Source organism: Staphylococcus sp. GDY8P198P, from assembly GCF_017891615.1.
Classification (GTDB): Bacteria; Bacillota; Bacilli; order Staphylococcales; family Staphylococcaceae; genus Staphylococcus; species Staphylococcus cohnii.
Genome location: NZ_JAESJQ010000007.1, coordinates 89,946 through 116,905, shown reverse-complemented (window position 1 = coordinate 116,905; position 26,960 = coordinate 89,946). Strand labels below are relative to the sequence as shown.

25 protein-coding genes and 1 riboswitch are annotated in these 26,960 nt (G+C 33.2%); of the genes, 21 read left to right on the top strand and 4 right to left on the bottom strand.

Annotated elements, in window-relative coordinates:
* Positions 1–256 precede the first annotated feature (256 nt).
* From rsgA to KA824_RS07705, 3 genes are read left to right on the top strand one after another with little or no spacing between them, the layout of a single operon-like run.
* Entirely contained in the window at positions 257–1,132 is an 876-nt protein-coding gene (rsgA, locus tag KA824_RS07715; RefSeq protein WP_107384634.1) for a ribosome small subunit-dependent GTPase A, read from the top strand.
* Entirely contained in the window at positions 1,133–1,777 is a 645-nt protein-coding gene (rpe, locus tag KA824_RS07710) for a ribulose-phosphate 3-epimerase (RefSeq protein WP_107384633.1), read from the top strand.
* Positions 1,778–1,782: 5 nt separating this feature from the next.
* On the top strand, positions 1,783–2,418 hold the full coding sequence (locus KA824_RS07705) for a thiamine diphosphokinase (protein WP_107384632.1): 636 nt from the start codon (positions 1,783–1,785) through the stop codon (positions 2,416–2,418).
* A gap of 81 nt (positions 2,419–2,499) precedes the next feature.
* On the opposite strand, the gene rpmB is transcribed toward KA824_RS07705, so the two are convergent.
* Positions 2,500–2,688, bottom strand: a complete 189-nt coding sequence (gene rpmB, locus KA824_RS07700; protein WP_002483503.1) for a 50S ribosomal protein L28 — start codon at positions 2,686–2,688, stop codon at positions 2,500–2,502.
* Positions 2,689–2,928: 240 nt separating this feature from the next.
* On the opposite strand from rpmB, the gene KA824_RS07695 reads away from it, so the two are divergent.
* From KA824_RS07695 to recG, 5 genes are all read left to right on the top strand, one after another.
* Positions 2,929–3,300 carry an Asp23/Gls24 family envelope stress response protein gene (locus KA824_RS07695; protein WP_019467949.1) on the top strand — a complete coding sequence of 124 codons (372 nt, stop codon included), beginning with the start codon at positions 2,929–2,931 and terminating at the stop codon, positions 3,298–3,300.
* A 14-nt stretch (positions 3,301–3,314) separates the two neighbouring features.
* Positions 3,315–4,976, top strand: coding sequence for a fatty acid kinase catalytic subunit FakA (fakA, locus tag KA824_RS07690; protein WP_107384631.1), 1,662 nt, complete (start codon positions 3,315–3,317; stop codon positions 4,974–4,976).
* Between the two features lie 366 nt (positions 4,977–5,342).
* Positions 5,343–6,008: an L-serine ammonia-lyase, iron-sulfur-dependent subunit beta gene (gene sdaAB / locus KA824_RS07685; RefSeq protein ID WP_040030555.1), complete on the top strand. Its 666-nt coding sequence runs from the start codon at positions 5,343–5,345 to the stop codon at positions 6,006–6,008.
* A gap of 13 nt (positions 6,009–6,021) precedes the next feature.
* Entirely contained in the window at positions 6,022–6,891 is an 870-nt protein-coding gene (gene sdaAA, locus KA824_RS07680) for an L-serine ammonia-lyase, iron-sulfur-dependent, subunit alpha (RefSeq protein ID WP_019467946.1), read from the top strand.
* Position 6,892: 1 nt separating this feature from the next.
* Positions 6,893–8,938 carry an ATP-dependent DNA helicase RecG gene (gene recG / locus KA824_RS07675; protein WP_107384630.1) on the top strand — a complete coding sequence of 682 codons (2,046 nt, stop codon included), beginning with the start codon at positions 6,893–6,895 and terminating at the stop codon, positions 8,936–8,938.
* 65 nt (positions 8,939–9,003) lie between these two features.
* Here the strand turns inward: recG and KA824_RS07670 are convergent, their stop codons facing one another.
* Positions 9,004–10,563 (bottom strand): M4 family metallopeptidase, encoded by a 1,560-nt coding sequence (locus KA824_RS07670; RefSeq protein WP_181187475.1) that lies wholly within the window; start codon positions 10,561–10,563, stop codon positions 9,004–9,006.
* 291 nt (positions 10,564–10,854) lie between these two features.
* On the opposite strand from KA824_RS07670, the gene fapR reads away from it, so the two are divergent.
* From fapR to ffh, 10 genes are all read left to right on the top strand, one after another.
* Positions 10,855–11,424, top strand: coding sequence for a transcription factor FapR (fapR, locus tag KA824_RS07665; RefSeq protein WP_107384505.1), 570 nt, complete (start codon positions 10,855–10,857; stop codon positions 11,422–11,424).
* On the top strand, positions 11,417–12,403 hold the full coding sequence (plsX, locus tag KA824_RS07660; protein WP_107384506.1) for a phosphate acyltransferase PlsX: 987 nt from the start codon (positions 11,417–11,419) through the stop codon (positions 12,401–12,403). Before fapR ends, plsX begins: the two co-directional genes overlap by 8 nt.
* Complete coding sequence (gene fabD / locus KA824_RS07655; protein ID WP_107384507.1) at positions 12,396–13,322, top strand: ACP S-malonyltransferase; 927 nt, start codon at positions 12,396–12,398, stop codon at positions 13,320–13,322. The genes plsX and fabD overlap by 8 nt, the downstream gene beginning before the upstream one ends.
* Positions 13,315–14,052, top strand: a complete 738-nt coding sequence (fabG, locus tag KA824_RS07650) for a 3-oxoacyl-[acyl-carrier-protein] reductase (protein ID WP_107384508.1) — start codon at positions 13,315–13,317, stop codon at positions 14,050–14,052. Before fabD ends, fabG begins: the two co-directional genes overlap by 8 nt.
* Before the next feature lie 162 nt (positions 14,053–14,214).
* The gene (locus tag KA824_RS07645; RefSeq protein WP_019467939.1) at positions 14,215–14,448 is read left to right on the top strand and encodes an acyl carrier protein; all 234 of its coding nucleotides are present in this window, start codon (positions 14,215–14,217) and stop codon (positions 14,446–14,448) included.
* 249 nt (positions 14,449–14,697) lie between these two features.
* Positions 14,698–15,408 (top strand): ribonuclease III, encoded by a 711-nt coding sequence (gene rnc / locus KA824_RS07640; RefSeq protein WP_432595665.1) that lies wholly within the window; start codon positions 14,698–14,700, stop codon positions 15,406–15,408.
* A 296-nt stretch (positions 15,409–15,704) separates the two neighbouring features.
* Positions 15,705–19,274 (top strand): chromosome segregation protein SMC, encoded by a 3,570-nt coding sequence (smc, locus tag KA824_RS07635; RefSeq protein ID WP_107504895.1) that lies wholly within the window; start codon positions 15,705–15,707, stop codon positions 19,272–19,274.
* Entirely contained in the window at positions 19,271–20,506 is a 1,236-nt protein-coding gene (gene ftsY, locus KA824_RS07630; protein ID WP_107384511.1) for a signal recognition particle-docking protein FtsY, read from the top strand. The genes smc and ftsY overlap by 4 nt, the downstream gene beginning before the upstream one ends.
* Positions 20,493–20,825, top strand: coding sequence for a putative DNA-binding protein (locus KA824_RS07625; protein ID WP_040030561.1), 333 nt, complete (start codon positions 20,493–20,495; stop codon positions 20,823–20,825). Before ftsY ends, KA824_RS07625 begins: the two co-directional genes overlap by 14 nt.
* A gap of 26 nt (positions 20,826–20,851) precedes the next feature.
* Entirely contained in the window at positions 20,852–22,219 is a 1,368-nt protein-coding gene (ffh, locus tag KA824_RS07620; RefSeq protein ID WP_107384512.1) for a signal recognition particle protein, read from the top strand.
* Between the two features lie 253 nt (positions 22,220–22,472).
* On the opposite strand, the gene KA824_RS07615 is transcribed toward ffh, so the two are convergent.
* Both KA824_RS07615 and KA824_RS07610 read right to left on the bottom strand, forming a co-directional pair.
* Complete coding sequence (locus tag KA824_RS07615; RefSeq protein ID WP_181187473.1) at positions 22,473–23,783, bottom strand: LLM class flavin-dependent oxidoreductase; 1,311 nt, start codon at positions 23,781–23,783, stop codon at positions 22,473–22,475.
* A 19-nt stretch (positions 23,784–23,802) separates the two neighbouring features.
* Entirely contained in the window at positions 23,803–24,555 is a 753-nt protein-coding gene (locus KA824_RS07610; protein ID WP_181187472.1) for a 3-oxoacyl-ACP reductase, read from the bottom strand.
* A 107-nt stretch (positions 24,556–24,662) separates the two neighbouring features.
* Positions 24,663–24,761, bottom strand: a riboswitch (TPP riboswitch).
* Positions 24,762–24,964: 203 nt separating this feature from the next.
* On the opposite strand from KA824_RS07610, the gene rpsP reads away from it, so the two are divergent.
* From rpsP to trmD, 3 genes are all read left to right on the top strand, one after another.
* Positions 24,965–25,231, top strand: a complete 267-nt coding sequence (rpsP, locus tag KA824_RS07605) for a 30S ribosomal protein S16 (protein WP_019468468.1) — start codon at positions 24,965–24,967, stop codon at positions 25,229–25,231.
* Between the two features lie 386 nt (positions 25,232–25,617).
* Positions 25,618–26,124, top strand: a complete 507-nt coding sequence (gene rimM / locus KA824_RS07600; protein ID WP_107384515.1) for a ribosome maturation factor RimM — start codon at positions 25,618–25,620, stop codon at positions 26,122–26,124.
* Positions 26,124–26,861, top strand: coding sequence for a tRNA (guanosine(37)-N1)-methyltransferase TrmD (trmD, locus tag KA824_RS07595; RefSeq protein WP_107384516.1), 738 nt, complete (start codon positions 26,124–26,126; stop codon positions 26,859–26,861). The genes rimM and trmD overlap by 1 nt, the downstream gene beginning before the upstream one ends.
* Positions 26,862–26,960: the final 99 nt, after the last annotated feature.

The following is a 26,960-nucleotide window of genomic DNA, read 5'->3' as shown; positions in this document are numbered from 1 at the left end:
TTAGTTGCGCTTATGCAGAAGTCAAAGGCTTCAGCGAACCGAAAGGCGAATGGAGCAAAGCGAAGAGAGTTTAGTTGCGCTTATGCACAGCGTACTGCTTTTAAAAAACGTTTATAACAGAGTGTTATTTCTACGATTGCTCGTAGTTATAATGCTCTGTTATTTATTTTTAACTGAAATAGTCTCAAATCGTATTTAAATTAAAAAGCCTTTGCTATAATATAGTATGTAAAGCTTTAAAAAGAGGGGTGCCTAAGTGAAAACAGGACGCATCATAAAATCATTAAGTGGTGTATATCGTGTAGATGTAAATGGAGAAATGTATGACACAAAACCACGTGGATTATTTAGAAAAAATAAATTTTCGCCTATAGTTGGTGATGTTGTAGATTTTGAAGTTGAAAATATTACAGAGGGCTATATTCACCATGTTCATGAACGAAAAAATGAATTAAAAAGACCACCAGTTAGCAATGTTGATCATCTTGTATTAGTGATGAGTGCAGTAGAGCCTGAATTTTCAACTCAGTTATTGGATAGATTTTTAGTAATAGCACATTCTTATCATATGAGACCTCGCATATTAGTAACAAAACGGGATATTACTTCACCTAACATGCAAAATACAATATTGCAGACACTAAAAGTTTATGAAAAGATGGGATATAATACACAATTTATAAGTGTTGAAGACCATATTGGTGAGGTTTTCTCACAATGGGGTGAAGGACTAGTGGTATTAAGCGGTCAGTCAGGTGTAGGGAAATCTACGTTATTAAATAAATATTTTCCAGAATTGGATATTGAAACGCAACATATATCTAAAGCCTTAAATAGAGGAAGACATACTACAAGACATGTAGAGTTATTTGAACGAGAAAATGGCTTTATAGCTGATACGCCTGGATTTAGTGCGCTAGATTTTAATCATATTCAAAAAGATGAAGTGAAACATTATTTCATGGAAATCAATGAATATGGCGAACAATGTAAATTTAGAGACTGCAACCATATAAACGAACCCAAATGTAACGTTAAAAATGAAATAGAAAAAGGAAATATAGCTCATTTTAGATATGAGCATTATTTACAATTATTTAAAGAAATTGCAAACAGAAAGGAAAGATATTAAGTGGCAAAATTATATCCATCATTATTATCAGCTGATTTTTTACAATTACAAAAGGAATTAAAGGCTTTGGAAGATGCAGGTGTTGATGGTGTGCACTTTGATGTGATGGACGGCCAATTTGTTCCAAACATTTCAATTGGATTACCTATATTAGAAGCAGTTAGGAAGGGTACTGATTTACCAATAGATGTACATTTAATGATAGAAGAACCTGAAAAATATGTAGAGCTTTTTGCAACGCAAGGAGCAGATATGATTTCAGTACATGTAGAAGCAACGCCACATATTCACAGAGTGATACAACAAATTAAAAAGACAAATGTAAAAGCTGGTGTAGTCATTAACCCAGGTACATCGGTTGATGCGATTATTCCAGTGTTGAAAATGGTGGATTATGTACTTGTCATGACAGTCAATCCTGGATTTGGTGGACAAACTTTCATTCAAGAAAGTATTGATAAATTAGATCAACTTGACAAGATGAAGAAAGAATTAAATTTATCATTTGAAATTGAAGTTGATGGTGGTATTAACGAAGAAACAGTTGCAACTGTAATCGAACACGGTGCTACTATGTTAGTAGCTGGTTCATATTTCTTTAAACAAAAGGATTATAAACAAGTGACGCAAACATTGAAAGGTTGAAGTCAATGAAAGTCAATTTATTATGCGGTGCAAGAAATTTACCAGAAAACATTTTACAAAATAAAACAAATGAGGCATGGATAGGGATTGATCGAGGTGCATTAATCTTGATTGAATCAGGGATTATGCCACAATTTGCAGTCGGTGATTTTGATTCAATAACTAAAGAAGAAAAGGATTATTTGACTGAAAAATTAGCAATTAATCCATATAATTCTGAAAAAGATGACACTGATTTAGCATTAGGTATCGAACAAGCTATAAGTTCAGGTTATAGTGAAATATGTGTTTACGGTGCAACCGGAGGGCGTTTAGACCATTTTATGGGTGCAATGCAAATATTAGAAAAGCCAGAATATACAAAAAAACAAATTAATATTAAAATCATTGATCAACAAAATGAAATTTCATATCTTTCTGCTAAAGACTATCATATCGATAGAGATTTAAATTACCCATATATATCATTTATTCCTATTGCATATCCCACAGTTATTTCATTAATCAATTTTAAATATGAATTGAAACAAGCATCTTTACAGCTAGGTTCTACATTGACAATATCTAATGAATTAATAAAACCACAGGGCATTGTTTCTATTCATTCAGGTAGCGTGTTAATGATTAAAAGTAAAGATTGATACATCGTAGTAAATTTAATTTCAAACAAAAAAAGACCAATCCTCCACATAAGGATTGGTCTTTTTCGTGCATTATATTTATTAAACTCTAGTTACTTTACCAGATTTTAAAGCACGTGCAGAAACCCAAACTTTTTTAGGTTTTCCGTCTACAAGAATTCTAACTTTTTGAAGGTTAGCATTCCATCTTCTTTTAGAAGAATTTAAAGCGTGTGAACGATTGTTTCCAGTTGAAGCTTTGCGACCTGTTACGAAACATTGTTTGCCCATGAAAGTACCTCCTTTAATAAATATAAATACACATATCTACTACATACTTGAATAATGTACCACATAAAAAAAATAATGGCAATAAAATGAAAAAAATTTCTTTACATAGCTTCTACTTTTGTTACACTCATTTTATGATATAATTGTAAACTATGGATAATATTGTATTTTTTAATCTTAATAAAAAGTTTTAAAGTATCAAAAATAAAGTAAGAACCATAAACTAGGAGGCCCAATAAAATGACATTAGAAATTACAAATGATTATGGTAGCATAGACATTTCAAACGAAGTAATAGCTTCAGTTGTGGGTAGTAAAGCAGTAGAATGTTATGGCATTGTAGGAATGGCTTCTAGACAACAAGTAAGAGATGGAATTGCTGAAATATTAGGCTATGAAAATTATGCAAAAGGCATTGTTGTGAGAGAAGAAAATAGTGTGTTGGATGTTGATATGTACATTATTGTAAGTTATGGTACGAAGATATCAGAAGTTGCAAGCAATGTTCAATCAACTGTCAAATATACATTAGAACAAACATTAAAAGTTAAAGTAAATTCAATTAATATATTTGTACAAGGCGTACGAGTGGATAATGGCAAGAAAAACTAGGAGGACATAACGAGATGGTTAGTAAAATAAATGGTAAATTATTTGCCGAAATGATTATTCAAGGGGCACAAAATTTATCTAATCATTCAGATTTAGTAGATTCATTAAATGTATACCCGGTTCCAGATGGTGATACTGGGACAAATATGAACTTAACTATGACATCAGGTAGAGAAGCTGTAGAAGAGAATTTATCTCAACATATAGGTGAGTTAGGTAAAACCTTTTCAAAAGGTTTATTAATGGGTGCACGAGGTAATTCTGGTGTTATTTTATCACAACTTTTTAGAGGCTTTAGTAAAAATTTAGAAGAATTTAGTGAAATTAATGCACAACAATTAGCAGACAGTTTTAAAGCTGGTGTTGACACTGCATACAAAGCAATTATGAAACCAGTAGAAGGTACAATTTTAACTGTTGCTAGAGATGCTGCGGATGCAGGTATACAAAAGGCACAGGAAACAGAAGATTGCATTGAACTTGTGACATATATTATAGAACAAGCTCATATTTCTTTAGAAAATACGCCTAATTTATTACCTGTATTAAAAGAAGTTGGTGTAGTTGACAGTGGCGGTAAAGGATTAGTCATCGTTTATGAAGGTTTTCTAAAAGCGTTAAAAGGTGAAACTGTAACTGCAGAAACTCCAAAATTAGATACAGAAACTTTAGTAAATGAAGAACATGACTTCCACGGTGTGATTAATACTGAAGATATTGTTTATGGGTATTGTACCGAAATGATGGTTCGTTTTGGAGTTAATAAAAAAGTATTCGATGAAAATACTTTTAGAGAAGAGATGAGCCAATTTGGTGATTCTTTATTAGTTATTAATGATGATGAAATTGTAAAAGTTCATGTACATACTGAAAAACCCGGAGATGTTTTTAATTACGGTCAGCAATACGGTGAATTAATTAAACTAAAAGTTGAGAATATGCGTGAACAACATCGTGAAGTTGTAAAAAAAGAACAAAAAGGTACAAATGCACAACAATCTAATCAAGAAACTTCAACAGTAGACACTGCAGTCATCGCTATATCTATGGGAGAAGGCATATCTGAATTGTTTAAATCCATGGGTGCGACACATTTAATAAGTGGTGGCCAGACAATGAATCCGTCTACAGAAGATATTGTAAAAGTGATTGAACAATCACAATGTAAACGTGCAATCATCTTACCAAATAATAAAAATATTATGATGGCGAGTGAACAGGCTGCAACAATCGTAGATGCTGAAGCTGTTGTCATTCCTACGAAATCTATACCACAGGGAATAGCTGCATTATTTAACTTTGATGAATCCGACGAGCTAACTGACAATAAAGCACGTATGGTTGAATCATTAGAAGTGATAGCGTCTGGTTCTGTTACTTACGCGGTGAGAGATACTAAAGTTGATGGTGTAGAAATTAAAAAAGATGCATTTATGGGATTAATCGAAGATAAAATTATCACAAGTAATGAAGACGAATTTGAGACAGTTAAGCAACTATTGTCTCAAATGATTACTGATGAAAGTGAAATCATCACTATGATTATCGGTGAAGATGCCAATGGTGATATAACATCCAATGTTGAATCTTGGATTGAAGCAACATATCCAGACATTGAACTAGATCAACATCAAGGTGATCAGCCAGTATATCAATATCTGTTCTCCGTTGAATAATTTTAGTTTGTTGATAATGACAAAAATTTCTATCAATATACGTAATTAGGTATGTTTCATATCTAGTTACGTATATTTATTTTTGAAGTAAAATAAAACATTTGGTAGATTTAAAATTTTTAAAAAGTATATACAAGATTGTTATGTTTAATTTATTAACGTTTATTGTGAAAAATAATTATTTTCACTATTTTTATATGTATATTCAATTCACAATAGTGTGCAATTTGTAACAATTTTAAATTAAAAGCAGTACAACCAAAATTAGTTTATAATGTTAACTTAAATTGTTATAATAATAAAGGTGCAAATAAAATGTAAGCGCAACACTTTAGAATGATTAAAAATAAGGGTGGGGTATCCATTATGAAATATAAAACAGTTTTCGATATAATTGGTCCAACAATGGTTGGTCCATCATCTTCACATACAGCAGGTGCAGTCAGAATTGGGTTAGTAGCTAAAGATTTATTTAATGAAATACCAAAACAAGTTGATATATATTTGTATGGCTCATTTATGGAAACATATAAGGGTCATGGTACTGATGTTGCACTTGTAGGTGGTTTATTAGGATATGATACAGACGATGATCGAATCCAAAAAAGTTTGGAAACTGCTGAAGAAATTGGGATGAAAGTAAATTTTATTGAAATGGCAGAAGAACGCTCTCATCCAAATACTGCAATTATTAATATGAGAGACGGAGAAAAAGAAATTTCTGTTGAAGGTGTATCTATCGGTGGTGGTAAAATAGAGGTTGTTGCAATCAATGGTTTTAGTATTGCAATTAGTGGCAATTATCCAGCACTTTTAGTATTCCATAAAGATACATTCGGTACGATTGGACGCGTAGCTAATATTTTAGGTGATTCCAGTATTAATGTTGGCAGCATGCAAGTTTCAAGAAAAGAAAAAGGTGACCAAGCATTAATGACTTGTGAATTAGATGATGCTATCAATGATGAAATAATAGAAAAAATAAAAAACGTCGATGGTGTAGTGACAGTTTCACTCATGGGCGACGCCTAATGGAGGGTTATCAATGTTTAAAAGTGTGAAAGAACTCATTGAAAAATGTGAGACAGAAAATAAAAAAATATATGAAGTGATGCTCGAGCAAGAAATGGAAGTTACGGGTCTATCAGAAGAAGAAGTATATGCACATATGGATAAGAATTTACAAACTATGGAAAATGCTTTAGATGAAGGCTTAGAAGGTGTTACTTCAACGACTGGTTTAACAGGTGGAGATGCTGTTTTAATCAAAGAATACTTAAAAACAGGTAAATCTTTATCTGGTGCAACATTATTAGACGCTGTGAGTAAAGCAGTAGCAACAAATGAAGTAAACGCTGCAATGGGGAAAATTTGTGCTACACCAACAGCTGGTTCAGCTGGGGTAGTTCCCGGCGTTCTATTTGGTTTGAAACCACGACTAGAACCTACGCGTAAAGATATGTTAAATTTCTTACTTACTTCAGGTGCATTTGGATTTGTTGTAGCAAATAATGCATCGATATCAGGTGCGGCAGGAGGTTGCCAGGCTGAAGTTGGCTCTGCTGCAGCTATGGCAGCAGGTGCAACAGTTGAACTCGCAGGTGGTACACCTCAACAATCTTCTGAAGCTTTTGCAATTTGTTTGAAAAATATGCTAGGTTTAGTATGTGACCCAGTAGCTGGTTTAGTAGAAGTACCTTGTGTAAAAAGAAATGCAGCTGGAGCATCTAATGCAATCGTATCAGCAGATATGGCATTAGCAGGTGTAACTTCTAGAATACCGACAGATGAAGTTATAGAAGCGATGTATAAAATAGGGCAAACGATGCCTTCAGCATTGCGTGAAACTGGTCGTGGAGGTTTAGCAGGTACACCGACAGGACAGCGTTTAAAACAAGAAATATTTGGTGATTAAAATGTCAAAAGTCAATTTAATAGAAAGTCCATTTCCTTTATCTCAAATCAAGGGTTTAGGTCCGAAAAGGTTAGCGGTATTAAATGAATTGAACATTTATACAGTAGAGGATTTAATTTTATATCTACCAACGCGTTATGAAGACAATACTGTAATTGACTTGAATGAAGCAGAAGATCAAGCGATGGTGACTGTTGTTGGGGAAGTATACTCAACACCCACTGTCGCTTTTTTTGGTAGGAATAAATCTAAACTTACAGTTCATCTAATGGTTAACAATATTGCTGTAAAATGCGTGTTTTTTAACCAACCTTATCTGAAAAACAAATTAGAATTACACCAAACGATTACGATTAAAGGTAAATGGAATAGAAACAAGCAAGAAATCAACGGAAATCGAATGTTTTTTAATCAATCAGCGATGGATGATGTACAATTTGAACCCATTTATCGAATTAAAGAGGGTATAAAGCAAAAACCACTACGTGATATGATTAGGCAAGTATTAGGACATGTCACGATTCATGAATGGATATCAGATTCGTTAAGAGCAAAATATAAATTAGAAACGCTAGAAGATACAATCAAAACATTGCACCTTGCGCCTGATAAAACCTCATTACTCAAAGCTAGAAGAACATACGCATTTATTGAATTATTTATGTTTGAACTAAGAATGCAATGGCTAAATAGATTGGAAAAAATTTCAGATGAGGCAATCGAAATTGATTATGATATTCAATTAGTTAGAAATTTTATAGCAAGTTTGCCATTTGAATTAACCGACGCACAAAAACAAAGTGTCAATGAGATATTTAGAGATTTAAAAGCACCCATCCGTATGCATAGATTATTACAAGGTGATGTTGGCTCAGGGAAAACAGTAGTAGCTGCAATTTGTATGTTTGCATTAAAAACGGCAGGTTATCAATCTGCTTTAATGGTACCTACGGAAATACTTGCCGAGCAGCACGCTGAAAGTCTTGCGGAGATATTTGGTGACAGAATGAATATTGCTTTACTAACAGGTTCAGTTAAAGGGAAAAAGCGCAGAATTTTGTTGGAACAACTTGAGCAAAATGAGATAGATTGCATTATTGGAACACATGCGCTTATTCAAGATGATGTTGTGTTTAATAATGTCGGTCTTGTAATTACAGATGAACAGCATCGTTTTGGTGTCAATCAACGACAATTGTTGAGAGAGAAGGGTGCTATGACAAATGTTTTGTTTATGACAGCGACACCTATTCCACGTACATTAGCGATTTCAGTTTTTGGAGAGATGGATGTATCCTCAATCAAACAGTTACCAAAAGGTAGGAAACCTATTATAACTTCTTGGTCTAAGCATGAAGCATATGAAAGTGTATTAAAACAAATGTCTGCTGAATTAAAAAAAGGTAGACAAGCATATGTGATCTGTCCATTGATAGAAAGTTCAGAGCATTTAGAAGATGTACAAAATGTTGTTGAATTATTCGAGTCTTTACAAGTTTATTATGGTACTGAAAAAGTTGGATTACTTCATGGTAAATTAACTTCTGAAGAAAAAGATCAAGTGATGCAACAATTTAGTAAGCACGAAATTGATATATTAGTGTCTACAACTGTTGTAGAAGTGGGCGTTAATGTACCAAATGCAACATTTATGATGATTTACGATGCAGATCGTTTTGGATTATCGACTTTGCACCAATTAAGAGGACGTGTTGGTAGAAGTGAACATCAAAGCTATTGTGTATTAATCGCTTCTCCTAAAACAGAAACAGGAATAGAACGTATGAATGTAATGACCCAAACAACAGATGGCTTTGAATTAAGTGAACGCGACTTAGAAATGAGAGGACCTGGTGATTTCTTTGGTGTAAAACAAAGTGGATTACCTGATTTCTTAGTAGCCAATGTAGTTGAAGATTACAAAATGTTAGAAGTAGCAAGAGATGAAGCAGCAGAATTAATACAATCTGGTGCATTTTTTGAAGATGAGTATCAAAGGCTAAGAACTTTTGTAGAAGATAATTTACTATATACAAGCTTCGATTAACCAAATAATATAAAAAAACAGCAATTTAGTACGGGTTTCGCTAAACTGCTGTTTTTTAATATTTACTAATCAACCCCTACATTAGTCCACGCTTGATCTATGGACTTTGATTCGGTACTATCATGACCATATAATTCATCTGAAGCTTGTTTTAAAGCAATTTTAGCATCAGAAAATTCAGCGTTGGATGTCAAATATTGCGTTAATGCTAGATAGTATATTTGTTCAGCCTTATCTTTACCAATAGATTGTATAGTAAGATATGCTGCTTTGTTTGGAATACCACTATTAATATGAACACCACCATTATCTTCAGAGCCAGTATAAAATTGGTCCATATGTGCTGGTTGATCATATTTTTCTGGATTTTTTAAGCTTCTTAACGCATCACCATCTTGTTTGGGTGTATATACATCTTCACTCATTAACCAGTTATCAGGATCTATAAAATATCCAAAAACATCTGAAAAAGATTCGTTGAGCGCACCAGATTGGTTTGCATATTCTAAATTAGCAGTTCTTTCTGTCACTGCATGCGTTAATTCATGAGCGACAATATCTTTAGCGCCTGATAAAGGATTAAATGTTTGACCATCACCATCACCATAAACCATATATTGTCCAGTCCATGCAGCATTATTATAGTTCTTATCAAAGTGTACGATAGAATTAATGTCAGCAGCATTACCGTCGTAACTATTTCTGCCGTGCGTATTTAAATAATAATCATAAACTGCTTTTGCGTAATAGTGTGCATCGACACCCGGACGTTGTTGTTTTTCATCAAAATGTTTTGAATCGTGAGTGATAGGAGAAAACCGATCAATGGTTTCATCGGCACTTTTAGTATTAATATGCGTATCTGTAGTTGTATCATTTAAAGTATATTGTCCACCGTTACTAGAAACGTTAAGTGGTGATTTTTTATCCCCGTTCACTCCGATACCAGAACCTTCTTCCGAAGCATGTTCAATCACATTTTGTTTTTTTAATATTTCCCCAGTACTAGCATCCACTTGTATTTGCCAATGCGCAAGTTTTGGAGATACGTAATTTAATTCAATATTATGTATAAATCTTTCTTTTTCACTATTAATATCTAATTTGTTTTTAGACACTATTTTAAAGCCATCTATGTTTGCAACATCATTACTTTTTTTACCAATCGCTTTAAAGGCTAATTTTTCTGCTTGAGAAGATGAAATGTTTACTTTGTTTTTAACGTCGATATGTTGTCTGTGTATATGCCCATTAATGAGTGATACCTTACCATCTCGGTTGACATGGACTTTTATCGTACTATCATCTGCTAATACATTATTGATTTTTGGCTTTAATTCATAATGCGAAACGCCAGTTGAATCAGTATTGCTATTGATTACTTTATATTGTTTGAAAGCATTTTTATTAATTGATTCCGTTTTCGTTTTATTATTATTGTTAAGCATAGACGTAGCATTGTTTTGAAGGTAATTTTCTACATCTATTTTATTGGAAATTTCTGTTTCAGTTGAACTTTCTAAGCGTTCAGGAATGATACTATTTAGTTCTTTTGCGTTGGACTGAGTAGAGATAGCTGCAAAAAATGTTGCTGATAGTAATGTATTGGTCACTACTTTTTTCAATGTTTTCAACCCCTTTGAATTGGAATGTATGATCTATTTATTTCTTAAAAATTTCTTGATAGTTAAGAATTTTTAAAATTATACATATTATTTTTATATAATTTAACATACTATTATTTTTAATTATATATTAACTACAAAAAACTTTTTTGTTTTAACAATAAAGATGCTCAGTTTTAACTGATATATTATAGAAAGTCTTATGTTTTTAGTTGAGCAATTGAAATAGAAAGTGTTATGATATGTGAGGAATGTTTAAGACTTGGTACTAAAATTGGGGAGTAGTAAACTATGAAATTAAAAAAACAAGAACGTCGTGAAGCAATTAAAAAAGAAATAGAAAAAAATCCCTTTATTACTGATCTTGATTTAAGTAGTCTTTTTTCAGTCAGTATCCAAACAATAAGATTGGACCGTACACACTTAAATATTCCTGAGTTGAGAAAAAGAATAAAATCCGTTGCTCGAAAAAATTACGAAAGTATTCGGTCTATTGACGGAAGTGAAATCATAGGTGATGTGATTAACGTAGAACCTGATCATCAAGCAACATCTCTGATTAATATTGATGAAGATTCAGTATTTACAAGAAATAAGATTGCCAGAGGTCATGTGTTGTTTGCACAGGCCAATTCATTATGTGTGGCACTTATACATAAACCAATCGTTTTAACTAAAGAAAGTAACGTTTCATTTTTAAAACAAGTTAAATTAAATGATACGGTACGTGCTGAAGCACAAGCTGTTGAAATAACTAATAAATATTTTAAGATAAAAGTAAGTTCGTATGTCAAAGATACTTTAGTATTTAGAGGTACCTTCAAAATGTATTATACAAGTGAGGATGAACAAAATGGTTAAAATAGCTATCGACATGATGGGTGGCGATGATGCGCCCGGCATCGTTTTAGAAGCTGTTGAAAAAGCGGTCAATGATTTTAAAGATTTAGAAATTATATTATTTGGTGATCAAAATAAATGTAATATTAACCACGGTCGAGTGGAAGTGCGTCACTGTACAGAAGCAATAACGATGGAAGATGAACCTGTAAGAGCAATTAAACGAAAAAAAAATAGTTCCATGGTGCGCATGGCTGAAGCAGTAAAATCTGGAGAAGCGGATGGTTGTGTATCAGCTGGGAATACAGGTGCTTTAATGTCAGCAGGATTATTTATAGTTGGTAGGATTAAAGGTGTTGAAAGACCAGCCTTAGTGCTTACTTTACCGACTGTCTCAGGTAAAGGTTTTGTATTTATGGATGTTGGTGCAAATGCAGATGCTAAAGCAGAACATTTATTGCAATATGCGCAATTAGGCAATATTTATGCACAAAAAATACGTAATATTGAACAACCTTCTGTAGCATTACTTAATATAGGAACTGAAGCAGCCAAAGGGAATACATTAACTAAAAAAGCATTTAATCTAATGGAAGAACAACAAGATTTTCATTTTGCTGGTAATGTTGAAGCTAAAGTATTAATGGATGATGCTGCAGATGTCGTTGTTACGGATGGGTATACTGGGAATATGATTTTAAAAAATCTAGAAGGTGTAGCAAAATCTATAGGAAAAATGTTGAAAACCACACTTTTAAGTAATTTTAAAAATAAGTTGGCAGCATTAGTCTTGCGTAAAGATTTAAATGAGATAACTACAAAAATGGACTATGCAGAATACGGTGGCTCAGTTTTACTGGGATTGAATGGTATCGTTGTTAAAGCGCATGGTAGTTCTAATGCCAAGGCATTTTATTCAGCAATTCGTCAAGCTAAGGTTGCCGGAGAATTAAATATAGTAGATACAATGAGAGAAACGGTGGGGTCAAAAAATGGGTAAAACAGCGATTATCTTTCCTGGACAAGGGTCACAAAAAGTAGGTATGGCTAGTGATTTGTTTAATGAAAATGATGCAGCAACATCAATTCTAAATGAAGCGCAAGCACAATTGGATTTTGATATTTTAGAAACAATGTTTGAAGATGCCGAAGATAAGTTAGGCCAAACTGAAAATACACAACCAGCATTACTTACGCATAGCACTGCACTATTAAAGGCGTTAAATCAGATCAATGCAGATTATACAATGGGGCATAGCTTAGGTGAATACGCAAGTTTAGTAGCGAGCGGTGTATTAAAGTTTGAAGATGCGGTAAAAATAGTACGTAAACGTGGACAATTAATGTCAGCAGCTTTTCCTGATGGTGTTGGTAGCATGGCGGCTGTACTAGGTTTAAATTACAGTGAAGTTGATGATATTTGTAAACAACTTTCAACAGAAGACGAAATCATAGAACCTGCTAATATAAATGCACCTGGACAAATTGTGGTTTCAGGACATAAAACTTTGATAGATCAACTCGTTGCTGAAGGAAAATCTATGGGTGCTAAACGTGTGATGCCTTTAGCCGTTTCTGGACCATTTCATTCATCAATGATGCAAGTCATTGAATCAGATTTTGCAAATTATATCGAGCAATTTGAGTGGAACGATGCGCATTATCCAGTTGTTCAAAATGTAAATGCTAAAGGTGAAACAGACGCTAAAATAATTAAATCAAATATGATTAAGCAATTATATTCTCCGGTTCAATTTATAGATTCTACAAAATGGTTACTCGACCAAGGTGTAGATCATTTTATAGAAATTGGACCAGGTAAAGTGCTTTCAGGTCTAATTAAAAAAATAAATAGAGATGTTAAACTCACTTCAATTAAAACATTAGAAGACGTAAAAGGGTGGAATGAAAATGACTAAAAATGCATTAGTAACTGGGGCATCTAGAGGTATCGGTCGTAGTATAGCAATTCAATTAGCTGAAGAAGGTTATAACGTAGCAGTAAATTTTGCAGGTAATAAAGAAAAAGCAGAAGCTGTAGTAGCAGAAATCAAAGCTAAAGGTGTAGAAAGTTTTGCAATTCAAGCTAATGTTGCCAATGGTGATGAAGTAAAAGCAATGATTAAAGAAGTTGTAAGCCAATTTGGTACAGTCGATGTATTAGTTAACAATGCAGGTATAACTAGAGATAATTTATTGATGCGTATGAAAGAAAGTGAATGGGATGACGTTATCGACACTAATTTAAAAGGTGTATTTAACTGTATTCAAAAAGTAACACCACAAATGTTACGACAAAGAAGTGGTTCAATCATCAATTTATCTAGCGTAGTTGGTGCAGTCGGTAATCCTGGTCAAGCAAACTATGTGGCGACAAAAGCAGGCGTTATTGGTTTGACTAAATCTGCTGCGAAGGAATTAGCTTCAAGAAATATTACAGTTAACGCTGTTGCACCAGGATTTATTGTTTCTGACATGACAGATGCGTTAACAGATGATTTAAAAGATCAAATGCTTCAACAAATTCCATTATCAAGATTCGGTGAAGATACTGATATTGCAAATACAGTGGCGTTTTTAGCTTCAGACAAAGCAAAATATATTACTGGTCAAACAATACATGTTAATGGTGGCATGTTCATGGAATAGTGTTAACGTGTGAAAAACACCATTTTAACATTACTTGATGTGTCTTATATATGTATGTCATGCTTTAAGTATGTAATTCGTCGAAATACTACTTGTATTTCAATGGATAAAATGGGAAAATATAAAAGTCTATCATAGACTTTTAAAAGGAGGTGAATCGACGTGGAAAACTTCGACAAAGTAAAAGATATCATCGTTGACCGTTTAGGTGTTGACGCTGAAAAAGTAACTCAAGATGCATCTTTCAAAGATGATTTAGGCGCTGACTCACTTGATATTGCTGAATTAGTTATGGAATTAGAAGACGAATTTGGTACTGAAATTCCAGATGAAGAAGCTGAAAAAATCAACACAGTTGGTGACGCAGTTAACTTTATCAATAGTATGGAAAAATAATAAACCAATATCTGAGTCGTGGATTTTACGGCTCAGATTTTTTTCTATTAAAAATGGTTAATTTCAGCAATAATATTATGAGTATTCGTTAAAAAAGTTAAGTGTACGATATATGATAAAATGAACGTATTATTAGCAGTTTTCCCTTTTGTTTTATAATAAATTCACGTAAAATATAAAGGCATAAGTATATACAAAATTACATTAGATTGAGGTGGAAAAGTATTGACGAATCATAAAAAGAAAGAAATGGTTCATGCATTCCAAGAAAAGTTTTCCAAAAAAATGCAAGAATTAAATTTGAATTTTAATCAGGTAAATTTATACCAACAAGCATTTTCGCATTCGAGCTTCATTAATGACTTTAACATGGACAGATTAGATCATAATGAACGTTTAGAGTTTTTAGGAGATGCGGTATTAGAATTGACGGTTTCACGCTATTTGTTTGATAAATATCCAGAGTTACCTGAAGGTAATTTAACTAAAATGCGTGCGACAATTGTTTGTGAGCCTTCACTTGTAATATTCGCGAATAAAATTGCATTACACGACCTTATCTTATTAGGTAAAGGAGAAGAAAAAACAGGTGGCAGAACAAGGCCTTCACTCGTATCAGATGCATTTGAAGCTTTTGTAGGTGCATTATATTTAGACCAAGGACTAGCCGCTGTTTGGAAATTTGCTGAAAATGTGATTTTTCCATTTTTTGAAGGAGATAAACTTGATGGCGTCGTTGATTTTAAAACACAGTTTCAAGAATATGTGCATCAACAAAACAAAGGTGACGTTACTTATCGTTTAATAAATGAAGAAGGGCCTGCACATCATCGTTTATTTACGTCGGAAGTCATCTTAGAAAACAAGCCAGTTGCGATTGGCAAAGGCAAAACGAAAAAAGAATCGGAACAGCAAGCAGCAGAAAGTGCATATAAACTTTTGAAAAATAAAGAAGTTTAATAACAGTGCAATTGTTTAGTGTGATATAGCTCACACGTGATTTATCGCATATTGTACAAAATTGTAATTTATGTAGCATGAGTTAAGAACTGATGTAAAAGTATTTCTAAGAGATTAGTCTATAATGCATTTATTACATGTCTTTAATTGTGGATATTATTTGGTGGAAATGTAATAACTGCAAGTCGTTGTGCCAAATTTATTGATGCACTAATCATATAGAAGCGAGAGCATGAGCATAACTGTATTGCGTAGTTTTTATCTCGCATCTGAGAAACACTTTAAAGGAGAATAGCATGGTATATTTGAAATCTATTGATGCCTTTGGATTTAAATCATTTGCTGAACATACAAATGTACAGTTTGATGAAGGTGTCACGGCAATAGTTGGACCTAATGGTAGTGGTAAGAGTAATATTACAGATGCAATAAAGTGGGTATTGGGCGAACAATCCGCGAAATCATTGCGTGGCGCTAAAATGGAAGATATTATTTTTTCTGGTGCAGAGCATAGAAAAGCTCAAAATTTTGCTGAAGTAAAATTAAAATTAGATAATAGTACAGGTAAATTAAATGTTGATACAGAAGAATTAGTAGTCACTCGCCGTTTATATAGAAGTGGGGAAAGTGAATATTATTTAAATAATGACCGGTCACGACTTAAAGATATTATAGAATTATTTTTAGATTCGGGATTAGGAAAAGAAGCATTCAGTATAATATCTCAAGGTCGCGTTGATGAAATTCTTAATGCAAAGCCAATTGATAGAAGACAAATATTGGAAGAATCTGCAGGTGTATTAAAATATAAAAAAAGAAAGGCAACTTCTGTGCAAAAATTAGATCAAACAGAAGACAACCTGACGCGTGTAGAAGATATTTTATTTGATTTAGAAGGTCGTGTCGAACCATTACGAGAAGAAGCTGCAATAGCAAAAGAATATAAACACTTATCTAATGAGATGGAAAAAAGTGATGTGCTAGTCACTGTTTATGATATTGAGCAATATAATCAAAATATTTATGAGCTAGACGAAAATCTCAATCGCTTAAAAAGTCAACAAGCTTCAAAAGATGCAGAAAAGGTACAACACACACAATCATTAAATCAATATAAATCTGAACGTCAACAATTAGACGAAACAATCGAATCTTTAAATTTTAAACTGGTTAAAGCAACTGAAGAAGTTGAAAAATTTGCTGGACAGTTAAATGTGTTAGAGGAACGTAAGAAAAATCAATCACAAACTAATGCACGATTTGAAGAAGAACAAGAAAGTCTAGAGACACAAGTCACAAATATAAAGCAAGAGCAAGCAGAAGTGAAAGACCAAATAAAACATTTAAAATCCAAACAAACAGATTTAAATGAAGAGATACAACAATATGAGTCACAGCTTTATGTATCCGATGAACAACATGATGAAAAGTTAGAGTCAATAAAAGATAAATACTATCAACTTATGTCAGAACAATCAGATGTCAATAATGATATTCGTTTTTTAGAGCATACGATTCAAGAAAATGAAACGAAACAATCACGATTAGATTCACGCTTGTTAGATGCTTATAAAGATTTGAAAAATATTCAAAATCAAATTACTGAAACTGAGAAACAAAGTACCATCGCGAAAAAAGAGTTGAAAAAAGCGGAAAGTGATTTAGCATCTTATGAGAAAAAACTAACACAACTTAAAAATCAACAAAATGAATACGAAGAGAAATTACACCAAGCATACAGATTTAATGAAAAATTAAAATCACGTATCGACAGTTTAGCGACACAGCAAGAAGAATATAGTTATTTTTTCAATGGTGTCAAACACATACTGAAAATGAAAGATAATAAACTTTCTGGCATCCGTGGCGCAGTCGCAGAAGTCATCCATGTGCCTTCGAATTTAACGAAAGCAATTGAAACGGCATTAGGTGCTTCACTGCAACATATCATTGTGGATTCTGAAAAAGATGGTCGTCAAGCAATACAATATTTAAAACAAAATGGTCTTGGAAGAGCTACATTTTTACCATTAAATGTCATTCAACCTCGTAATGTTGCAAGCGATATTTTGAATATAGCAGATAGCTCAACTGGCTTTGTAAACGTTGCTTCAAATGCGATACAAGTTGAAAATGATTATAAACATGTGATTCAAAATTTATTAGGTAATACAATAATTGTAGACAATTTGAAAAATGCTAACGAGTTAGCTAGAAAAATTCGTTATAGAACACGTATCGTAACGTTAGAAGGAGATATTGTAAACCCAGGTGGTTCCATGACTGGTGGTGGTGATCGTAAAACTAAAAGTATTTTATCTCAAAAAGATGAGCTTTCAACAATGCGTGCACAATTAGAAGATTATCAACAACAAACTGTTTCATTCGAAAAACAGTTCCAAGCTATTAAAGAAGAAGCAGATGCGTTAAGTAATACTTATTTTGATACGAGTCAAAACTATAATACGATAAAACAAAACGTACATGAATTTGACTTAGAATTGGATAGATTACGAAAGCAAGAAACACATTTAAAAAATGAGCATGAGGAATTTGAATTTGAGAAAAATGATGGTTACCAAAGCGAAACAAGTAAGCAAACCTTAAACGACAAAAAGGAACAATTAGCAACAATTCAAGCGCAATTGCAAAAATTAGAAGAAGATATTAATATCTATACAAAATTATCAAAAGAAGGTAAAGAGAGTACAACGTTAATACAACAAAAATTACATCAAAAACAATCTGATTTAGCAGTAATTAAAGAAAGACTAAATACTCAAAAGCAAACTGAATCAAGATTAAATCATCAACTTAAACAATTAAAAGAGCAAAAGCAAAAATTGAGTGAACAAATTGAATTATTTAATTCAGATGAAATAACTGGCGAAAAAGCTTTCGAAACGATTCAAAATAATATTGAACAAAGTAAAAATAATAAAGTAAAATTAACTGAAGATTTAGCTACTATTAAATCACAACGTCAAGCTTTGAATGATACAATTGAGACAACAGAACGTAAGTTGGAAGAAGCAAATCAAGATATTTTATCAATTGAAAACCGTTACCAAGATATTAAAGCAGAACAATCTCGTTTAGATGTACTCATTAACCATGCGATAGATCATTTAAGTGAGCAGTATCATCTTACCTTTGAACGAGCGAGTGAATTATATACATTAGAAGAAGATATTGAGAGTTTGCGTAAAAAAGTAAAATTAACGAAGATGTCTATTGAAGAATTAGGACCTGTAAACTTAAATGCGATTGAACAATTTGAAGAAATCAATGAACGTTATACTTTCTTGAATGAGCAACGTGCAGATTTAAGAGCAGCCAAAGCGACATTAGAACAATTAATTGAAGAAATGGATAAAGAAGTTAAGGAACGGTTTAAAGAGACTTTTCATTCCGTACAAGGTCATTTTTCTGAAGTATTTAAATCATTATTTGGTGGGGGACAAGCAGAGCTGCGCTTGACAGATGATGATTATTTATCAGCAGGGGTAGATATTATCGTCCAACCACCAGGTAAAAAACTACAAAATCTATCATTATTAAGTGGTGGAGAACGTGCTTTAAGTGCAATTGCTTTGTTATTCGCAATTTTAAAAGTGAGATCAGCGCCATTTGTGATTTTAGATGAAGTAGAAGCCGCTTTAGATGAAGCCAATGTTATACGTTATGCGCAATATTTAAAAGCATTATCAAGTCAAACTCAGTTTATTGTCATAACACATCGTAAAGGTACGATGGAATTTTCAGATCGTTTATACGGTGTAACGATGCAAGAATCAGGTGTATCAAAATTAGTAAGTGTCAATTTAAATACGATTGATGAAGTCATTAAGGAGGAACAAGTATGAGCTTTTTCAAACGACTAAAAGATAAATTCACAACGTCTACAGAAAATCAAAAACCAGACGAATTAGAGCAAGAACAACAATCTGAATTAGATGTAGAACAATCTCAAACATCTGAAGAACCACAAGAAAAAACAAAACAGCCAAAAAAATTAAAAGAAGCTGATTTTGATGATGACGGATTAATTTCAATTGAGGATTTTGAAGAAATTGAAGCACAGCAATTAGGTGCAAAATTTAGAGCAGGGTTAGAAAAATCTCGCGAAAATTTCCAAGAACAGTTAAATAACTTAATTGCACGTTATCGTAAAGTTGATGAAGATTTCTTTGAAGCATTGGAAGAAATGTTAATAACTGCAGATGTTGGCTTTAATACAGTGATGGAACTCGTAGAAGAATTACGTAACGAAGCTCAGCGACGTAATATTTCAGAAACTGAAGATTTACGTGAAGTTATCGTAGAAAAAATTGTAGATATCTATCATCAAGACGATGAACATTCAGAAGTAATGAACATTGAAAATGAAGGATTAAATGTCATTTTAATGGTAGGTGTGAATGGTGTTGGCAAAACGACAACAATCGGTAAATTAGCACATCGTTATCAAGCTGAAGGTAAGAAAGTGATGCTAGCAGCTGGTGATACTTTTAGAGCTGGCGCTATTGAACAACTCAAAGTATGGGGAGAACGTGTTGGTGTGGAAGTAATGAGCCAAAAAGAAGGTTCAGACCCAGCTGCAGTTATGTATGATGCTATCAATGCAGCTAAAAGTAAGGGCGTTGATATTTTAATTTGTGATACTGCAGGTCGCTTACAAAATAAATCTAATTTAATGAATGAATTAGAAAAAGTAAAACGTGTGATAGGCAGAGCAGTACCAGAAGCGCCCCATGAAGTACTTCTTTGTTTAGATGCTACTACCGGACAAAATGCATTGTCCCAAGCTAAATCATTTAAAGAGGTTACGAATGTGACTGGTATTGTATTAACTAAGCTGGATGGAACTGCAAAAGGCGGTATCGTTTTAGCGATACGTAATGAATTAAAAATACCAGTTAAATATGTTGGCTTAGGTGAAAAATTAGATGATTTACAACCATTTAATCCAGAAAGTTATGTATATGGACTATTTGCTGATATGATTGAACAAAATGTTGATGATACAGAGGCATCTGACGATGGTGCAGATAGCACGGATGTGCAGAATGAAGGCAATAAAGATGAGTCAAAATGATTTAATTAAGACAATACGTATGAATTACTTGTTTGATTTTTATCAATCATTATTAACGGAAAAGCAACGAAACTATCTAGAACTATTTTACCTACAAGATTATTCTTTAAGTGAGATTGCAGATACGTTTGATGTGAGCCGCCAAGCAGTGTATGATAACATAAGAAGAACTGGTGATTTAGTAGAAGATTATGAAGAGAAACTAGGTCTTTATCAAAATTTTGAAAAACGACAAAATATATATGAAGCAATAAAAAAGCATATTGAGGAGCCAGAAAAAATTAAACAGTATCTTCAAGCACTTGAAGATTTAGAATAATTAAGAGTATAAAGGAGGGTATTGATATGGCATTTGAAGGGTTATCCGATCGTCTCCAAGGGACGATGCAAAAAATCCGTGGCAAAGGGAAAGTAACTGAAGCAGATATTAAATTAATGATGCGAGAGGTCCGACTAGCATTACTTGAAGCAGACGTTAACTTTAAAGTCGTAAAGGATTTTGTCAAAACCGTATCAGAACGAGCTTTAGGTTCAGATGTAATGAAGTCTTTAACACCTGGACAACAAGTTATTAAGATAGTACAAGAAGAACTTACACAACTCATGGGTGGCGAAAATGCAACCATCCAGATGGCCAACAAACCGCCAACAGTTGTGATGATGGTTGGTTTACAAGGTGCAGGTAAAACTACGACTGCAGGTAAGTTAGCATTGCTTATGCGTAAAAAATACAACAAAAAACCATTATTAGTTGCGGCCGATATTTATAGACCAGCAGCAATTGATCAATTACAAACTGTAGGTAAGCAAATTGATATTCCTGTATACAGTGAAGGGGACCAAGTTAAGCCACAACAAATTGTAGAAAATGCAATTAAACATGCAAAAGAGGAACATTTAGATTTTGTCATTATTGATACTGCAGGTCGTTTGCATGTTGATGAAGCATTAATGGAAGAATTAAGTGATGTAAAAGAAATCACTAAACCAGATGAGATTATGCTTGTTGTTGATGCCATGACTGGTCAAGATGCAGTAAATGTAGCCCAATCGTTTGATGAGCAATTAGAAGTTTCAGGTGTTACCTTGACAAAACTAGATGGTGATACACGTGGTGGTGCTGCTTTATCAATTAGAGCAGTGACACAAAAGCCAATTAAATTTGTTGGTATGAGTGAAAAGTTAGATGGCTTAGAACCATTTCATCCAGAACGTATGGCTTCTCGAATATTAGGTATGGGTGATGTGTTAAGTTTAATAGAAAAAGCGCAACAAGATGTAGATGAAGATAAAGCTAAAGATTTAGAAAAGAAAATGCGTACGTCATCATTTACTTTGGAAGATTTCTTAGAACAATTAGATCAAGTCAAGAACCTTGGTCCATTAGATGACATTATGAAAATGATCCCTGGAATGAACAAAATGAAAGGGATGAATAATCTTAATATGGATGATAAACAAATCGACCATATTAAAGCTATTATTCAATCTATGACACCTAATGAACGTAATAACCCTGAAACATTAAATGTATCACGTAAAAAACGTATTGCTAAGGGTTCAGGACGTACTGTTCAAGAAGTTAACAGATTGATGAAACAATTTAATGAAATGAAGAAAATGATGAAGCAATTTTCTGGTGGCGGCAAAGGCAAAAAAGGTAAACGTAAACAAATGGAGAATATGTTAAATGGTATGAACTTACCATTTTAACAATTGTCTATAAAATAATTTTTTAAAGAAATAAACGGGCACAAGTCTCATTCACAAAATAAAGGACTAATCCATATGAAAATGGATTAGTCCTTTTTATATGGATAATTTGCGATTTTGAACGTGCATGCTTGCCTGGGGATATGGCTCGAGCCCGTAGTCTCTCGCTCATATCATTTCCCTGGGCGTCAGCACGATGCAAAATCGTAGAAAATATAAAATTATGAATTTTCATTTGTGAATGACATGTTATTTAATTTAACTTAGGTATATTAATATTTTCCCTGAATGTCGTACCTTCATATTCTGTTCTAAAAAGATTTCTTTTTTGTAATTCTGGAATGATGTAATCTACAAAATCTTCCAAGCTATTAGGAAAAGTTGGCGGCATTAAATTAAATCCGTCAGCTACACCCTCATTAAACCAATGTTCCATTTCATCAACAATTTGTTCTGGTGTTCCGATGAGCGTTAAATGCCCACCACCTGCACTAAGATATCCTAACAATTGTCGTAAAGTTGGATTTTTGTCTTTTATAATTTCCAACACAGTTTGATAACGACCTTTGGGGCCTTTAAAAGATTCTAATGGTGGTAAAGGTGGCACCGGTTCATCCAAATCCCAATTATGACAATCTTGATGGATGAAAAATTCTAATTGATTTAATGCTGTTTCAATTGCTAAGTTTGCATCTAGTTTTTGCTTTTTAGCATAAGCTTCTTCGTATGTTGGGGCGACATATGTGACTAATCCTGGAAAGACTTTTAAACTGTTTTCTGATTTACCTGCTAATTTAAGTTGATGATTTAATCTTTTTTTAAATACAGTGGCTTGCTGTATGTTCCAAGCTACTGCATAAACAGCATCTGCGTATTTAGTAGCTAATGCAATGCCAGGATCTGATGCACCAGCTTGCATAGCAACAGGTTTGCCTTGTAGGCTGCTTGGTGTTGTTAAAAGTCCCTGTACTTTGAAATGCTCTCCTACATGATTGATCGCATGGATATGATTCGCATTGATTAGAATATCATGTACCTTGTCATGTATAAAATCATCTGAGCTCCAAGATGTTAATAATTGATTCATGACACATGCAAATTCATCTGCTTTTTTATAACGTTCATGATGTGCAGGTAAACTAGACATGCTATGATTTGCAGCTTCTAAATCCGTCATAGACGTTACTAAATTCCAGCCTGCACGTCCTTGACTCATATGATCAAGGCTCAATAATTGCCTTGCAGCAGTAAAAGGATTCGAAAATGTACTTGAGATAGTTGCAACAAGACCTATATTTTGTGTTACTTGTGCTATTGCTGCTAAATTCATTAATGGGTCAAACCAAAAAGCAGGCATGTCATTATCCGTTTTAGCAGGAAAAGATTGATTATCTGCAAAAAATATAGCGTCCAACAACCCCCGTTCTGCTAGTCTAGCTAACGATTTGTAATAAGCGGTATCTCCAATTTGGTCAATACTAGAATCATGCATACGCCATGCAGCTTGGTGATGGCCACAACCATAAAGTAATACACCTATATTGAGATGTTGGGTATGTGTCATAATTGATGTCCTCCATATTTTAATTCATTGTTAAGCCGCCATCTACGGTAATATTTTGACCAGTGATACCATTAGCCTGATCGGAAACTAAAAATGTCACCATGTTAGCTACATCTTGTGGTGTTGTAACTTTATGTAATGGCGTAGTTTGTTCGATTAAATCAAACACTTCATCCGTAGTGACAGCACTAGCGTCTGTAGTTTTTAATAAACCACCAGAAACGACATTAACTTTGATGCCATATTGTCCTAGTTCGGCAGCGATATTTCTAGTGAAACCGATTAAACTTGACTTAGCGGTAGTATATTCGTGGTAGGGTACGACAGGATTTTGGTATAAATTCGTTCCGATAGATATAATGGTACCTGATTTGTGCTTAATAAATTGATCAATAACGCTTTGCGTTACATTGAAAGCACCTTTGAGCGTACCGTCAATTTGTTGTTGATAATCTGACCAGCTTAAGTCTTTAAATGATTTTTGACTAGAAGGATCAAATTTAAATCCTATAAGCGCATTATTCACAACAGCATCTATTTTTCCAAAATAATTAGTAGCTTCCGTGATTAATTGATCAACTTGTGTTCTGTCTGTGACATCAGCACGTATTGCAATTGCATGCTCGTGACCAATTTCGTCCACAACTTTTTCTGCTAATGCTTTATTTTGAAAATAATTGATAATTACATTATGTCCTTGTTTACCTAAAGTTTTTGCTATTGATGCACCTAATCCTCTACTGCTACCAGTTATAAGTATTGTTTTAGTCATCATTTCACTCCTAGAATTATTTATTAAATAAAAAAATACACAACCTCCGTGAGAGAAGTTGTGTACTAAAAATCTACAATCTATAGTTAAGATATTAAAATAGCTTTGTCATTTTTGTAACACTTCCCTCCGCTAGTATGGACTAGATCAGGTTCAAAGGGTTTGAGTAAACTCATCTCAGTTAAAAAACACCCCTAGTGCATTTCATATTTAATTTATTCTCAATTTATAGTGTTTAATGATTAATGTCAAGTTTACTTCGAAGTCGGAAGCTATATTGATACAATTAATTGTTTAAAAGTAAAAATATAAAATGGTAAAGAAGAAACTCTTTACAAACTTCTAAATAACTGTTAATATTATTTCTTGTAGAAAATAAAAATTAGAACAATCAAAGGAGAGAATATAAATGGCAGTTAAATTACGTTTAACACGTTTAGGCTCAAAAAGAAATCCATTCTATCGTATCGTAGCAGCAGATGCTCGTGCGCCACGTGATGGTCGTAACATCGAACAAATCGGAACTTATAATCCAAATAATGTAAATGCTCCAGAAGTTAAAATTGACGAAGAGTTAGCATTAAAATGGTTAAAAAATGGTGCTAAACCAACAGATACTGTACACAATATCTTATCAAGAGAAGGTATCTTGAAAAAATTTGACGATCAAAAATAATTGTCATCATTTACACATATTAAATTTATAAAAGGAGAGGCGTAGAAATCTCAGTGATTTAAAATGATTTCGTCGTCTCATCTTCGCATGAATGACTAAGGTAAAATGTTTACCATAGCGCATGCCAATATAATGATAAGAGGCTGAGACAATACATTTGTCCCAGCCTTTTAAATTATCACAAACATTTTAATACACATTAACTAATTGATAAGATTGTTTAAAGGAATAAATAAAATAATCAATAAAATAATCAATACAACATTTTACCACGTAACGATAGAGAAGGCTTATTATAATTATAATAATTCATGTTATAATTATTTTAGTCAAAAAATGAAAAAAACGAATTTCAATGATATATACACATTATCGGAGGAGCTTAAATGAAAGTAGAAATAGGTAAAATTATCAATACACATGGTATAAAAGGCGAAATCAAAGTCCAATCTCACTCAGATTTTACAGATATCCGCTTTCAACCAGGTGAAATTGTGATGATAGAACGTCAAAATGAACCAACAATAGAATTGAAAGTTGCGACATATCGTATGCATAAAGGGTTGCACATGTTGACTTTTGAAGGCATCAATAATATTAATGATATTGAGCATTTAAAAGGGGAGATACTTTTACAAGAACGCGACCATGAAGAAATTGAATTAGGTGAACATGAATATTATTACTCAGATATTATTGGTTGTACCGTATTCGATGAAAAAGAAACGCCTATTGGACGCGTGATAGAAATTTTTGAAACGGGTGCGAATGATGTATGGGTTGTCAAAGGTGATAAAGAATATCTTATACCATATATAGAAGATGTTGTTAAACATATAGATGTTGAAGGTAGACGTATTGATATTACGCCTATGGAAGGACTGTTGGAGTAATGAAGATAGATTATTTAACTTTGTTCCCTCAAATGTTTGATGGCGTATTAAATCAATCGATTTTAAAAAGAGCACAAGATAAGGAAATGCTACAAGTCAATACTGTCGATTTTAGAAGTTTCGCTGAAAATAAGCATAATCAAGTAGATGATTATCCATTTGGCGGTGGACAAGGTATGGTGCTTAAACCAGAACCTATATTTAATGCAATGAAGTGCATTGAAAAAACAGAAAATACACGAGTGATTTTAATGTGTCCACAAGGTCGGCCATTTAATCAGGAAATTGCCCAGGAACTTAGTCATTCAGAACATTTGGTTTTTATTTGTGGACATTATGAAGGATATGATGAACGAATTCGACAGCATCTAGTTACTGATGAAATTTCTATGGGAGATTATGTTTTAACAGGTGGAGAATTGCCTGCTATGGTAATGACTGATGCAATTGTAAGGTTAATACCAGGTGTTTTAGGTAATCAACAATCACATGAGGATGATTCCTTTCAGGATGGTTTATTAGAATTTCCACAATATACAAGACCACGTTCATACCAAGATATGAACGTGCCAGATGTATTATTATCAGGTAATCATGCGCATATTGATCATTGGCGTCATGAGCAAAAACTGATACGTACGTGGGAAAAGCGTCCAGATTTATTAGAAAATTATCCACTTACGGATAAAGATAAAGATATTTTAGAAAGATATAAAAAGCAATTGAAAAATGAATGACAGTGTGCTAACATAATTTAAGTGTGCGACACACGAAAATCACTATGATCCGCTGCTATATATTTGTCAAGGCAAGAACATAGGTTGAAGGAGAGAAAA

Bases quoted from the DNA above. Each gene is read 5' to 3' on its own strand.
- KA824_RS07705 (WP_107384632.1), top strand. From the start codon at position 1,783: ATGAAAGTCAATTTATTATGCGGTGCAAGAAATTTACCAGAAAACATT.
- rpmB (WP_002483503.1), bottom strand. From the start codon at position 2,688: ATGGGCAAACAATGTTTCGTAACAGGTCGCAAAGCTTCAACTGGAAAC.
- KA824_RS07695 (WP_019467949.1), top strand. From the start codon at position 2,929: ATGACATTAGAAATTACAAATGATTATGGTAGCATAGACATTTCAAAC.
- fakA (WP_107384631.1), top strand. From the start codon at position 3,315: ATGGTTAGTAAAATAAATGGTAAATTATTTGCCGAAATGATTATTCAA.
- sdaAB (WP_040030555.1), top strand. From the start codon at position 5,343: ATGAAATATAAAACAGTTTTCGATATAATTGGTCCAACAATGGTTGGT.
- sdaAA (WP_019467946.1), top strand. From the start codon at position 6,022: ATGTTTAAAAGTGTGAAAGAACTCATTGAAAAATGTGAGACAGAAAAT.
- recG (WP_107384630.1), top strand. From the start codon at position 6,893: ATGTCAAAAGTCAATTTAATAGAAAGTCCATTTCCTTTATCTCAAATC.
- fapR (WP_107384505.1), top strand. From the start codon at position 10,855: ATGAAATTAAAAAAACAAGAACGTCGTGAAGCAATTAAAAAAGAAATA.
- plsX (WP_107384506.1), top strand. From the start codon at position 11,417: ATGGTTAAAATAGCTATCGACATGATGGGTGGCGATGATGCGCCCGGC.
- fabD (WP_107384507.1), top strand. From the start codon at position 12,396: ATGGGTAAAACAGCGATTATCTTTCCTGGACAAGGGTCACAAAAAGTA.
- fabG (WP_107384508.1), top strand. From the start codon at position 13,315: ATGACTAAAAATGCATTAGTAACTGGGGCATCTAGAGGTATCGGTCGT.
- rnc (WP_432595665.1), top strand. From the start codon at position 14,698: ATGGTTCATGCATTCCAAGAAAAGTTTTCCAAAAAAATGCAAGAATTA.
- smc (WP_107504895.1), top strand. From the start codon at position 15,705: ATGGTATATTTGAAATCTATTGATGCCTTTGGATTTAAATCATTTGCT.
- ftsY (WP_107384511.1), top strand. From the start codon at position 19,271: ATGAGCTTTTTCAAACGACTAAAAGATAAATTCACAACGTCTACAGAA.
- KA824_RS07625 (WP_040030561.1), top strand. From the start codon at position 20,493: ATGAGTCAAAATGATTTAATTAAGACAATACGTATGAATTACTTGTTT.
- ffh (WP_107384512.1), top strand. From the start codon at position 20,852: ATGGCATTTGAAGGGTTATCCGATCGTCTCCAAGGGACGATGCAAAAA.
- KA824_RS07615 (WP_181187473.1), bottom strand. From the start codon at position 23,783: ATGACACATACCCAACATCTCAATATAGGTGTATTACTTTATGGTTGT.
- KA824_RS07610 (WP_181187472.1), bottom strand. From the start codon at position 24,555: ATGACTAAAACAATACTTATAACTGGTAGCAGTAGAGGATTAGGTGCA.
- rpsP (WP_019468468.1), top strand. From the start codon at position 24,965: ATGGCAGTTAAATTACGTTTAACACGTTTAGGCTCAAAAAGAAATCCA.
- rimM (WP_107384515.1), top strand. From the start codon at position 25,618: ATGAAAGTAGAAATAGGTAAAATTATCAATACACATGGTATAAAAGGC.
- trmD (WP_107384516.1), top strand. From the start codon at position 26,124: ATGAAGATAGATTATTTAACTTTGTTCCCTCAAATGTTTGATGGCGTA.